Origin of the sequence: Streptomyces sp. KPB2 (genome assembly GCF_003950055.1) — a bacterium.
Classification (GTDB): Bacteria; Actinomycetota; Actinomycetes; order Streptomycetales; family Streptomycetaceae; genus Streptomyces; species Streptomyces salinarius.
On the sequence record NZ_CP034353.1, the window covers coordinates 4085647 to 4097163 of the forward strand.

The 11517-nt window shown below is 73.8% G+C and carries 10 protein-coding genes and 1 tRNA gene; 4 read left to right on the forward strand and 7 right to left on the reverse strand.

Annotated features, from left to right (window positions below):
- Window positions 1–36 precede the first annotated feature (36 nt).
- The 6 genes from D1J63_RS18125 to D1J63_RS18150 form a co-directional block, all read right to left on the reverse strand.
- Entirely contained in the window at window positions 37–807 is a 771-nt protein-coding gene (locus tag D1J63_RS18125) for a TrmH family RNA methyltransferase (RefSeq protein WP_125629996.1), read from the reverse strand.
- Window positions 804–2171, reverse strand: a complete 1368-nt coding sequence (locus D1J63_RS18130; RefSeq protein WP_125629998.1) for an HTTM domain-containing protein — start codon at window positions 2169–2171, stop codon at window positions 804–806. The genes D1J63_RS18125 and D1J63_RS18130 overlap by 4 nt, the downstream gene beginning before the upstream one ends.
- Window positions 2168–3097, reverse strand: coding sequence for a DUF5819 family protein (locus D1J63_RS18135; protein WP_164712873.1), 930 nt, complete (start codon window positions 3095–3097; stop codon window positions 2168–2170). The genes D1J63_RS18130 and D1J63_RS18135 overlap by 4 nt, the downstream gene beginning before the upstream one ends.
- 216 nt (window positions 3098–3313) lie before the next feature.
- Complete coding sequence (locus tag D1J63_RS18140; protein ID WP_031043538.1) at window positions 3314–3643, reverse strand: rhodanese-like domain-containing protein; 330 nt, start codon at window positions 3641–3643, stop codon at window positions 3314–3316.
- A 48-nt stretch (window positions 3644–3691) separates the two neighbouring features.
- Window positions 3692–4507, reverse strand: a complete 816-nt coding sequence (locus D1J63_RS18145; protein ID WP_102929542.1) for a hypothetical protein — start codon at window positions 4505–4507, stop codon at window positions 3692–3694.
- Window positions 4508–4566: 59 nt separating this feature from the next.
- Window positions 4567–5943, reverse strand: coding sequence for a DUF2252 domain-containing protein (locus D1J63_RS18150; protein ID WP_232250726.1), 1377 nt, complete (start codon window positions 5941–5943; stop codon window positions 4567–4569).
- An 833-nt stretch (window positions 5944–6776) separates the two neighbouring features.
- On the opposite strand from D1J63_RS18150, the gene D1J63_RS18155 reads away from it, so the two are divergent.
- The gene (locus D1J63_RS18155) at window positions 6777–7673 is read left to right on the forward strand and encodes a carbohydrate-binding protein (protein WP_125630004.1); all 897 of its coding nucleotides are present in this window, start codon (window positions 6777–6779) and stop codon (window positions 7671–7673) included.
- Window positions 7674–7770: 97 nt separating this feature from the next.
- Here D1J63_RS18155 and D1J63_RS18160 read toward each other — a convergent pair.
- Window positions 7771–7857: transfer RNA gene (locus D1J63_RS18160), tRNA-Leu, on the reverse strand.
- A gap of 564 nt (window positions 7858–8421) precedes the next feature.
- Here D1J63_RS18160 and fhaA point away from each other — a divergent pair.
- From fhaA to D1J63_RS18175, 3 genes are all read left to right on the forward strand, one after another.
- A complete protein-coding gene (gene fhaA, locus D1J63_RS18165) occupies window positions 8422–9291 on the forward strand; it encodes an antibiotic biosynthesis regulator FhaA (RefSeq protein WP_125630006.1) in 870 nt (289 codons plus the stop codon).
- A gap of 10 nt (window positions 9292–9301) precedes the next feature.
- A complete protein-coding gene (fhaB, locus tag D1J63_RS18170; RefSeq protein WP_125630008.1) occupies window positions 9302–9817 on the forward strand; it encodes an antibiotic biosynthesis regulator FhaB in 516 nt (171 codons plus the stop codon).
- Between the two features lie 141 nt (window positions 9818–9958).
- Entirely contained in the window at window positions 9959–11500 is a 1542-nt protein-coding gene (locus D1J63_RS18175) for a Stp1/IreP family PP2C-type Ser/Thr phosphatase (protein ID WP_102930170.1), read from the forward strand.
- The last annotated feature ends 17 nt before the right edge of the window (window positions 11501–11517 follow it).

Sequence of the window (11517 nt, forward strand, 5' to 3'; positions counted from 1 at the left end):
CGACGGCACCACCACGGCGCCGCGGCCGCCGCGGCCCTACGGCACCTGCGGTGCGCCCCCGGTGGCGCTCCAGTGGTACAGCGTCATGGCCACACTGGTCGCGAGGTTGTAGCTGGAGACCTGGGGGCGCATCGGCAGCGCCACCAGGTGGTCGGCCCGCGCCCGCAGCTCCGGCGAGAGCCCGCTGCGCTCGGAGCCGAACGCGAGCAGCGCGTCGTCCGGGAGCTTCAGCCCCCGGATGTCCTCACCCTCCGGGTCGAGCGCGAACACCGGACCCGGCGGCAGCTCGCCGACCTCCAGCCGCTCCACGACGGTCGCGAAGTGCAGCCCCGCCCCGCCGCGCACCACCGTGGGGTGCCAGGGGTCGAGCGTGCCGGTGGTGACGACACCGGTCGCCCCGAAACCGGCGGCCAGCCGGATCACCGCGCCCGCGTTGCCGAGGTTGCGCGGCTGGTCGAGGACCACGACGGGGGCGCGGCGGGGCGTGCGTGCCAGCACCTCCAGGCCCTCCGCCCGGGAGGGCCGTACGGCCAGGGCGGCCACCGCGGTCGGGTGCGGCCGGGCGACCAGCGACGCGTACACCTGGTGCGACACCTCGGTCAGCAACCCCGCCAGCGCCCCGCGCAGGTCCGGTGCCAGCTCGTCGGCGAGGGCCAGGGCGCCCGCGCGGTCGCTGGTGACCGCCACCGGCACCTCGGCGCCGAACCGGAGCGCGTGCTTGAGGGCGTGGAAGCCGTCCAGCAGCACGCACCGGCCGGCGTGCAGATGCCAGTCGGCGGGCGGTCCGGAGGCGGCGGGGTCGGTCATGTGCGGAAGCCTACGTGCGGGGGGCCGGGGCCCTTCCGGTCCACGACGCCCGCTCCCGGCCCGTTCCCGGCCCCGGCCTCGGCTCCGGTCCCAGCCCCGGCCTCAGCTTCGGCTCCGGCACCCGTCGCACGCTCGCCTTCCCGGGTGCGGGGCCCGGGCAGCGGCGGCGTCGTCGTACGACCGGCCCCGTGCCCGTCCGCCGTTCCCGCGAACAGCGGCGAGGGCACCCGGCGCAACATCCGGCCACGCGCGCGTGCCGCCCAGTCGCCCAGTCGGCGCAGGAACGAGGTCGGCAGGAAGACCGCGTCGGCCGCGATCATCGCCAGCGAGAAGAACGGCAGCCCGAGCGTCACGGCGATCACCGCGTGCTCGGTCATCATCACGGCGAGGAGCACGTTCTTGACCCGCCGGTTGAACAGCGTGAACGGGAACGCGACCTGCACGGCGACCGTGCCGTACGTGATGAGCATGATCATCGTGCCGTTGGCGGCCAGCGCGTCGGACAGCGCGGGCCACGGCGTGAAGTAGTCCAGGTTCAGCGGGTAGTAGACGGCCGTGCCGTCCTGCCAGCGCGAGCCCTGGATCTTGTACCAGCCCGCCGTGGCGTAGATCAGACACGCCTCGGCCATGATCACGACCAGCGCGCCGTTGTGGACGACATGGGTGACCACGTCCAGCAGGATGCGCGGCTGACCGCCCTCCGGGCCCCGCCCGACGACCCACCACAGGCCCAGCGAGACCCACACCGCCCACAGCAACGCCGGGACGAACCAGTCGCCGTCGAGCAGGCCCGCCGACGTCACCGCCACCAGCCCGAACCCCAAGGCGCTCCACAGCACCGGCCCGACCCGGTCCACGACCCGCTCCCCGCGCGCGCGTGCCGCCGCCGCCCGCCGGGCACGGCGCGCGTCCAGCGACCACACCTGGCCACACCGGGTGAGGACCAGGTAGATGCTCATCAGGTGAACGACGTTGTCGCCGCCGTCCCCCATGAACACGCTGCGGTTCTGCAGCGAGAGCACACCGACCATGAACAGCACGGACATGGTGCGGGTGCGCCAGCCCAGCAGGAGCAGCACGCTGCTCAGGACGGCCACCGCGTAGACGATCTCGAACCAGGCCCGCCCGTCCGACCACATCAGCACCGTGAAGGCGCCGTTGTCCGCGATCAGCTGCTCGGCGAGGTCGTGGCCCCAGGGCCCGTCCGGACCGTACAGCTCGTGCCGGTGCGGCAGTTCACGCAGCAGGAAGAGCAGCCAGGTCGCGGCGAAGCCGATGCGGACCACGGCGGTCTGGTACGGACCGAGCGCGGCGCCCGTGACACGGGCGATGGAGCGGGAGACCGAGAGGACGATGCCGTTCACGCGGCGCCCCCTTCCCTTCCGGCCGCCCCGGCCGCTTCGGTCCTCGCGCCCCCGGTCTCCGCGGCCACGGACCACCAGGGCAGCTCGCGCACGGTCGGGCGGCCGGAGACCTTCTCGCCGCTCCACGAGGGCGGGGCCACGTTCGTGGTCCGGGAACGGTACTGGACGCGCTCGACCACACCGCCCGGCCCGGCGGCGTCGTTGCGGTCCAGGCGCAGCAGCGCGATGCGCCGCAGATACGTCTCGGAGAGGGAGCCCCGCAGGCCCACCGGGCGGTCCTCGGAGTCGTGGGTCGCGACGAAGAAGTCCCAGGCCCGGCGCAGTTCGTTCTGCCGGGTGTGGCTCGGCAGCGGATTGCCGGCGATGGCCCGGCCGTCCTCGGCGGACAGGTCGTACCAGCCGGTGGTCCGTATCCCGCCGTCCGCCGTGCTGACCTCGGCACGGACCTGGACGGAGACGTTCTGCTGGAGCGGGTTGGGTGCGAAGAGCTTCCAGTTCTGCTCGAACTCCGGGAACACCCACTCGTCCACCGCGGCGCCGTGCTGCTTGGTGAGCGTGTTGGACGGGGCCACGTGCAGGAACACCAGGCCCAGATGGGCGCAGACGGCGACCGCGACCACCGCGAGGGCGACCACGGCACCGATCTGGTAGCGCGGGGACAGCGCGGCGACGCCGGTACGGGGCTCGGGGGCCGGAGCGGGGGCGGGGGCGGGGGTGGGAGGTGCGGCGACGGTTTCCCCGACGGCCGACCCGTCGGTCGCGCCGGTTCCGGTGATGCCCGTTACGTTCGCACCGGTTACGTTCGCACCGGTTCCGGTGGTGCCGGTTTCGGTCGCGCCGGTCTCCTCCGGGGCGGCTCCGCCGTCCGGCCCCGGCCCCGGCGCCTGCCCCTGCCCGGCGGCCGGATCCTTGTCGTACGCGTCCATTCCGCCCCGTTCGGTCCCGATCCGTCCATCCGCACGTCCCGTCACGGGACGCCCAGCGCCGCCCGTGCGGCCGCTCGGCGACGTTCGAACGGGAACGGTACTCAGGACCGGCCGCCCGCACAGCCCCCGGCGGACCGGCCGCACCGTGGCCGTCGCCACATCCGGCGCGACCCCCCGGAGCCGGCGGGGACGGCGTACCGGCGCCCCCGGCACTCCCTAGAGGACGTGCCCGGGCTCACCCTTGTCGTCCACCACGGGACGCCCGGCCGCGGCCCACTCCTGCATGCCACCGTCGACGTTCACCGCGTCGACGCCCTGCTGGACCAGGTACATGGTGACCTGCGCCGAGCGGCCCCCGACGCGGCAGAGCACGTGCACCCGGCCGTCCTGGGGCGCGGCCTCGGCCAGCTCACCGTAGCGGGCCACGAACTCGCTCAGGGGAATGTGCAGCGCCCCGGCGGCATGACCCGCCTGCCACTCGTCGTCCTCGCGGACGTCCAGCAGGAAGTCGCCGTCCTTGAGGTCGTCGATCCCGACCGTGGGCACACCAGCTCCGAAACTCATGCCCCAGACGCTACCGGAGCCGCAGCCGGCTCAGTCCTGGGCGAGGATCCCCGCCAGCTCCGTCTCCCGCTCGCGCACCTGGGTGGCCAGCTGCTCGGCGATCTCCTCCAGCAGCCGGTCGGGGTCCTCCGGGGCCAGCCTGAGCATGGCGCCGATCGCGCTCTCCTCCAGCTCCTTGGCGAGCAGCGTGAGCATCTCCTTGCGCCGGTCGAGCCACTCGAGCCGGACGTACAGCTCCTCGGCGCGGCTCGGGCGCCGCTCGGGCACCGGCCCGGCGGCCCACTCCTCGGCCAGCTCGCGCAGCTGCGCGGCGTCGCCACGGGCGTAGGCGGCGTTGACGCGGGTGATGAACTCCTCGCGCCGGACCCGCTCGGACTCCTCCTGCGCCAGGTCGGGGTGGGCCTTGCGGGCCAGCTCGCGGTAGAGCTTGCGGGCCTCCTCGCCGGGCCGGACCCGCTGCGGGGGCCGGACCGCCTGGTCCGTGAGCATCGCGGCCGCCTCAGGGAACAGCCCGTCCCCGTCCATCCAGCCGTTCAGCAGCTCCTCGACCCCGGGGATCGGCATCAGCCGGGCCCGCGCCTCGTCGGCCCGGCGCCGGTCCTCGTCGTCGCCCGTGCGGGCCGCCGTGGCCTCGAGGATCTGCGCCTCCAGCTCCTCGAGCCGGGCGTACACCGGGCCGAGCCGCTGCTCGTGCAGCCGTGAGAAGTTCTCGACCTCCACGCGGAAGGTCTCCAGCGCGATCTCGTACTCGATGAGTGCCTGCTCGGCGGCCCGTACGGCCCGTTCCAGCCGTTCCTCGGGACGCGGCGCACCCTCCTGCTCGGGCTCAGCTTCCGGCGTCGTCACCCGACCAGCCTAGGGGGTGTCCGCGAGGGGAGCCGCCCACGCGCTCCCCACCGCTCCCGTCACACCCCCAGCTCCGCCGCGACCCGCCCCGTGCGCACCGCGGCCACCAGCGCGGCGTGGTCCGCCTCGGTGCGGTCGGCGTAGGCGACGGCGAAGGCGGCGACCGCCTCGTCCAGCTCGCCGTTCTTGCCGCAGTAGCCCGCGATCAGCCGCGGGTCGGCGCTGTGCGCGTGGGCCCGGGCCAGCAGGGCGCCGGTCATGCGGCCGTAGTCGTCCAGCTGGTCGGCGGCCAGGGCGGCGGGGTCGACGCTGCCCTTGCGGTTGCGGAACTGCCGCACCTGGAAGGGCCGTCCCTCGACCGAGGTCCAGCCCAGCAGGATGTCGCTGACCACCTGCATCCGCTTCTGTCCCAGGACCACCCGGCGGCCCTCGTGACCGGCCTCGGGGGCCTCGAACCCGGCGGCCGCCAGGTGGGGCAGCAGCGCGGAGGCCCTGGCCTCCTTGACCTGGAGCACGAGCGGTTCGCCCCGGTGGTCCAGGAGCAGCACGACGTACGACCGCGTGCCGACGCTGCCGGTGCCGACGACCCGGAAGGCCACGTCGTGCACCGCGTACCGGGCCAGCAGCGGCAGCCGGTCCTCGGAGAGCGTGCCCAGGTACGCCTCCAGGGCACCGGCGACCGTCGCCGCCTCGGCGTCCGTCACCCGGCGCAGCACCGGCGCCGCGTCCACGAAGCGCCGCCCGCCGTCCTCGGTGGACTCGGTCGACTTGGCGGCGAAGCGCCCGCTGGTGTTGGCGCGCGCCTTCTCCGAGACCCGTTCCAGGGTGCCGAGCAGGTCGTGGGCGTCGGTGTGGGAGACGAGTTCCTCGTCGGCGATGGCGTTCCAGGCGTCCAGCGCGGGGAGCCTCGCCAGCAGCCGCATGGTGCGCCGGTACGCGCCGGTCGCGTCGTGGGCGGCCTCGCGGCAGGTGTCCTCGTCGGCACCGGCCTCCCGGCCCGCGAGGACGAGCGAGGCGGCGAGCCGCTTGAGGTCCCACTCCCAGGGGCCGTGGACCGTCTCGTCGAAGTCGTTCAGGTCGATGACCAGACGGCCGCGGGCGTCGCCGTAGAGGCCGAAGTTGGCGGCGTGCGCGTCACCGCAGATCTGGGCGCCGATCCCGGTCACCGGCGTGCGCGCCAGGTCGTACGCCATCAGGCCGGCCGACCCGCGCAGGAACGCGAACGGGGTGGCCGCCATCCGCCCCGCGCGGATCGGGGCGAGCCCCGGTATCCGGCCGCGGTTGGACTCCTCGACCGCGGTCACCGCGTCCGGGCGGGCGGCGTCCAGGTCGAGCGCGGCGTGCGCGGTCCGCGCGACGCGGCTGCGCAGCGCCTTGCCCTCCGCCTTCGGCGAGCCGGCCGCGGGCCAGCGCGCGAACCCCGGGACGACCGGCATCCGCCCGCCCCGCGCGGTGCCTGCCGCCGTCCCCTCGCCGTCCCCGCCCGTACGCGCCACCGGCACCGCTCCGGTCGCCGCCTCCCCGGCCGTCGCCGCCTGCGTGCCCGCCCCCGCCGTCGCCCCGGTCATCCCGGCCCCCTCCGCGTCTTCGTCCGCCCTGTGCGTCTTGCTGTGCATCTTGCCTGTGCCTCGTGTTGCCCGTGCATCGTGCCTGCCGCGCGCGGGTGCCGTGCGTCGGGCCGTGCGCCGGCCCCGGGCCGCCCGATACGCCGACCCGCTGTGCGGCGCACCAGCGACCCGCCCGTCCGGCTCGCACGTCCGGCTCGCACGTCCGGCCTGCCCGTCCGGCCTGCCCGCCGTGCGTCGTCGTACCTGGCCGGGCAAGCGACCCGGCCGCTCCGGGACACGACCCGGCCGCACACGCGACCCGTCCGTGAACCGCCCCGCGCCACCGCCGACCACCGCCCGGCGCCGAGCCGGTCCGCGTCGCCGCTCCCGGACCTGGATCCGAACCCGGCCCCGGACCCGAACCCGCGACCGACCCCCGCCCCACCCGGCGCGCCCCGACCGTACCGCCGCACCGCACCGCCCGTACACGCCCCGGCCCACCGCCCCGCATAACGCCGGGCAGAGGGCGAAACAGGAGGTGCCCCCGGCCCCCGCGGCGCGCCTACCGTGGCCAGCGATCACCACGGAGCGCGCCCGTCGAAGCAACCACAGCAGCCTGCCCCGCGCCGGCGGGCGCGCCCCCTGTCCCCGACGTCCCGGATGTCGCACGTCCCGTTCAGCTTCCCCGAGGGACCAACCACCGAGGAGACCGAGGAACCGCCATGACCTCCGACACCCCCACCACCCCCGACGAGCCCAAGCCCGGCCCCAGGCCCGGACCCGGCCAGGGCTCCGGCGCGGACCGCGGCATCAGCCGCAAGACGCTGCTCAGGGCGGCCGTCGCCGCCGGTGCCGCCGTCCCCCTGCTCGCCACCGGCGGCGTCGCGCTGGCCCGGGACGCCGCCCGCTCCTCCGACGGCCGGACGCTGACGCCGACGCCGTACTGCGACGACGGCGACGACCTGACGCCCGACCAGATGGAGGGCCCGTACTTCAAGCCGAACTCGCCGCTGCGCACCAACCTGGTGACGCCCGGCACCCCGGGCACCCCGCTGACCGTCAGCGGCTACGTCTTCGGCCGCAACTGCGTCCCGCTGTCCGGCGTGCTGCTCGACTTCTGGCAGGCCGACGACAACGGCGACTACGACATGGCCGGCTACACCTTCCGCGGCCACCAGTTCACCGACGCCACCGGCGCCTTCGCCCTGAAGACGATCGTCCCCGGCCTCTACCCCGGCCGCACCCGGCACATCCACGTCAAGGTGCAGGCCCCCGGCGAGCCGATCCTGACCACCCAGCTGTACTTCCCCGGCGAGCCCCGCAACAGCACGGACATGATCTTCGACCCGGCCCTGCTGATGAACGTCCGCGGCGCCGGCGGCGGCAAGGAGGGCACCTTCGACTTCGTGCTGAACGTGGACGGCGACACCGGCCCCACGGACCCGCCCACCGACCCCCCGACCGATCCGCCGGGCGGCACCTGGACAAGCGGCCACGCCTATACCTCCGGTGACCGGGTGACGTACGGCGGACGCTCCTACCGCTGCCTCCAGGCGCACACCTCGATGACCGGCTGGGAGCCGCCCAACGTGCCGGCCCTGTGGCAGCCGGAGTCCTGAGACCTTCCTCACAGCGCACACCCGGCGCACACACCACGGGCCACCGCGCCCGGACATGCGGAAGCCCCCCAGGTCCGAGACCTGGGGGGCTTCCGGCTGGTGCGCGAGGGGGGAGTTGAACCCCCACGCCCTTGCGGGCACTGGAACCTGAATCCAGCGCGTCTGCCTATTCCGCCACCCGCGCATTGGGTGTGTCTTCCGGGCCTTTCCTTGCGGTCCGGCGCCTTCCGACACGAGAACATTAGCACGCTGGAAGGGGTCGATTCACATCCCTTTCCCCGGGCGGACCGGGGCGGACCGGGGCGCCCGCCCTCCTTCGGGCACTCGTCCCGGTCCGTGGCCGTTCACGTATCAACCTCGTACCGGTCCGGCCCGTCTCCCCAGGAGCCGGTAGGGGACCGCGGTCGGGTGCGGGACACTGGTCTGCGGCCGCCTCTACGATCCTGGGCATGAGTACCCGAGGGAGCACACCCGAAGGGAGCGCGGGAGTTCGAAGGGGAGCTCCGGCGGAAACGCGGGAACTCTGACAGGCGTCGACACCCGTCGACCGGGCCGACAGGGGGAACCAGCCGATCGACCGGCGCGTGGATACGATCAGTAAGCAGTACCAGGTGGGCAGTGCGCGCACGCACCGCACGACGCGGAGCGGCACTGCGCAAGGCACCGGCAGGCAAGGCAGCAGTACGCAGCACAGCACTACGCAGGACAGTGGCAGCGGACAGGACGGCAGCGACGGAGGAGGTGCCCCATGGGAGTCCTGAAGAAGTTCGAGCAGCGGCTCGAAGGCCTGGTCAACGGCACCTTCGCGAAGGTCTTCAAGTCCGAGGTGCAGCCCGTGGAGATCGCGGGAGCGCTTCAGCGTGAATGCGACAACAACGCGACCATCTGGAACCGCGACCGCACCGTCGTGCCCAACGACTTCATCGTGGAACTGAGCACGCCCGACTACGAGCGCCTCAGCCCCTACTCCGGACAGCTCGGCGACGAGCTGGCCGGCATGGTGCGCGACTACGCCAAGCAGCAGCGCTACACCTTCATGGGACCGATCAAGGTCCACCTGGAGAAGGCGGACGACCTCGACACCGGCCTGTACCGGGTGCGCAGCCGCACTCTCGCCTCCTCCAGCAGCCACCAGGGCGGCCCGGCGCCCGCCGCGCCCCCGGCACCCCCCGCACGGCCCACCGGCCCGGGCGGCGGGTACGGCTACCCGCCGGCCGCCCCCGCGGGCGCCCCGCCCATGCCGTCCGCGCCGCCGCCCGGCGGCCGCCCCGGCGGTTACGGCTACCCGCAGCCCGCCGGCGGCCCGCAGCCCCCGGCCACGCCCGCCCCCGGCGGACGCACCCGCCACTGGATCGAGATCAACGGCACCCGCCACCAGATCTCCCGCGCGACGCTCGTGCTGGGCCGCAGCACCGAGGCCGACGTGCGGATCGACGACCCCGGCGTCTCCCGCCGGCACTGCGAGATCCGGACCGGAACGCCCTCGACGATCCAGGATCTCGGCTCCACCAACGGCATCGTGGTGGACGGGCAGCACACCACCCGCGCTACGCTCCGCGACGGCTCGCGGATCGTCGTGGGCAGCACCACCGTTATCTACAGGCAAGCCGAAGGGTGATCCGGGGGCAATGTCAGAGCTGACCCTCACGGTCATGCGGCTGGGTTTTCTCGCCGTACTGTGGCTGTTCGTGATCGTGGCCGTGCAGGTCATCCGCAGCGACCTGTTCGGTACGCGGGTCACCCAGCGCGGCGCGCGGCGCGACGCCGGCCGACCGCAGCAGACCGCCACGCGCCAGGGCCAGGCGCCTCCGCAGCAGCGCCAGCAGTTCGGCGGCCGCGGCCGCCGGGGCGCGCCCACCAAGCTGGTCGTGACGGAGGGCACCCTCACCGGCACCACCGTCGCCCTCCAGGGCCAGACCATCACGCTCGGCCGGGCCCACGACTCGACGATCGTGCTGGACGACGACTACGCCTCCAGCCGCCATGCCAGGATCTACCCGGACCAGAACGGCCAGTGGATCGTCGAGGACCTGGGCTCCACCAACGGCACCTACCTGGACCGGGCCCGGCTGACGACCCCCACCCCGATTGGCCCGGGGGCGCCGATCCGCATCGGCAAGACCGTCATCGAGCTGCGGAAGTAGTGCTACACCAATGAATGAGCGCGAGCGGAGCGAGCACGCAGCGGCGGCCGGCACCCCGGGCCCCGGCGCGCTCCCGACCGGAGGGTGGGCAGTGTGGCTCGACACGACCGGCTGCAGTCGGAGCCGACGGGCGAGGTGCGCATGAGTCTGTCACTGCGCTTCGCCGCCGGTTCCCACAAGGGCATGATCCGCGAGGGCAACGAGGACTCCGGCTACGCCGGGCCCCGCCTGCTCGCCATCGCCGACGGCATGGGCGGCCAGGCGGCCGGCGAGGTCGCCTCCTCCGAGGTGATCTCCACCATCGTCGCCCTCGACGACGACGTGCCCGGCTCCGACGTCCTCACCTCGCTCGGCGCCGCCGTCCAGCGCGCCAACGACCAGCTGCGGCAGATGGTCGAGGAGGACCCCGCCCTGGAGGGCATGGGCACCACCCTGACCGCCCTGCTGTGGACCGGGCAGCGCCTGGGCATGGTCCACGTCGGCGACTCCCGCGCCTACCTGCTGCGCGACGGCGTCCTCACCCAGATCACCCAGGACCACACCTGGGTGCAGCGCCTCGTGGACGAGGGCCGGATCACCGAGGAGGAGGCGGGCACCCACCCGCAGCGCTCCCTGCTGATGCGCGCCCTCGGCAGCGGCGACCACGTCGAACCCGACCTGTCCATCCGCGAGGTCCGGGCCGGCGACCGCTACCTGATCTGCTCCGACGGGCTCTCCGGCGTCGTCTCCCACCAGACGATGGAGGACACCCTCGCCAGCTACCAGGGCCCCCAGGAGACCGTGCAGGAGCTGATCCAGCTCGCCCTGCGCGGCGGCGGCCCGGACAACATCACCGTCATCGTCGCCGACGTCCTCGACCTCGACACCGGCGACACCCTCGCCGCGCAGCTCTCCGACACCCCCGTGGTCGTCGGCGCCGTCGCCGAGAACCAGGCCCAGATGGGCGACAACGGCATCATGCAGACCCCGGCCGGCCGCGCCGCGGGCCTGGGCCGTCCGCGCGGCGGGGGCGGCGAGTTCGGCCCGCCCGGCAGCGGCGACGTCACCGGTTTCATCCCCACCGGCGGCTTCGACGACTACGGCCCCGACGACTTCGTCAAACCCCGCAAGAACCGCAAGTGGCTCAAGCGGTCCCTCTACACCGTCCTCGCCCTCGCCGTCATCGGCGGCGGCACCTACGGCGGCTGGCGCTGGACCCAGACCCAGTACTACGTCGGCACCAACGACGACCACCTCGCGCTCTACCGGGGCATCAGCCAGGACCTCGCCTGGGTCTCGCTCTCCAAGGTCCAGAAGGACCACCCCGAGATCGAACTCAAGTACCTGCCGCCCTACCAGCAGAAGCTGGTCGAGGCGACCATCCCCGAAAGCGACCTCAACGACGCCCGGGCCAAGATCGAGGAACTGGCGGTCCAGGCCTCCGCCTGCAAGAAGCAGGCCGAGCGGCGCTCCGCGGCGGCCGAGGAGAACGCGAAGACGGGCGAGGGCGAGGCCGGAGGCACCACGGGAACCAGCACCGCCTCCTTCACGTCCAAGGCCTCACCGAGCCCCAACCCCTCGGGATCGGCCAAGGCACCCGAATCGTCCGAGTCCCCGTCCACGACCGCACCCACTCCAGGCTCAGGCCCGACCCTCTCGGAGGAAGAACAGAAGGTCGTCTCGCTGTGCGGTAAGCAGCAGTAGGCAAGCCGTGAGAGGCC

Bases quoted from the DNA above. Each gene is read 5' to 3' on its own strand.
- fhaB (WP_125630008.1), top strand. From the start codon at position 9,302: ATGTCAGAGCTGACCCTCACGGTCATGCGGCTGGGTTTTCTCGCCGTA.
- D1J63_RS18175 (WP_102930170.1), top strand. From the start codon at position 9,959: ATGAGTCTGTCACTGCGCTTCGCCGCCGGTTCCCACAAGGGCATGATC.
- D1J63_RS18125 (WP_125629996.1), bottom strand. From the start codon at position 807: ATGACCGACCCCGCCGCCTCCGGACCGCCCGCCGACTGGCATCTGCAC.
- D1J63_RS18135 (WP_164712873.1), bottom strand. From the start codon at position 3,097: ATGGACGCGTACGACAAGGATCCGGCCGCCGGGCAGGGGCAGGCGCCG.
- D1J63_RS18155 (WP_125630004.1), top strand. From the start codon at position 6,777: ATGACCTCCGACACCCCCACCACCCCCGACGAGCCCAAGCCCGGCCCC.
- fhaA (WP_125630006.1), top strand. From the start codon at position 8,422: ATGGGAGTCCTGAAGAAGTTCGAGCAGCGGCTCGAAGGCCTGGTCAAC.
- D1J63_RS18150 (WP_232250726.1), bottom strand. From the start codon at position 5,943: ATGCCGGTCGTCCCGGGGTTCGCGCGCTGGCCCGCGGCCGGCTCGCCG.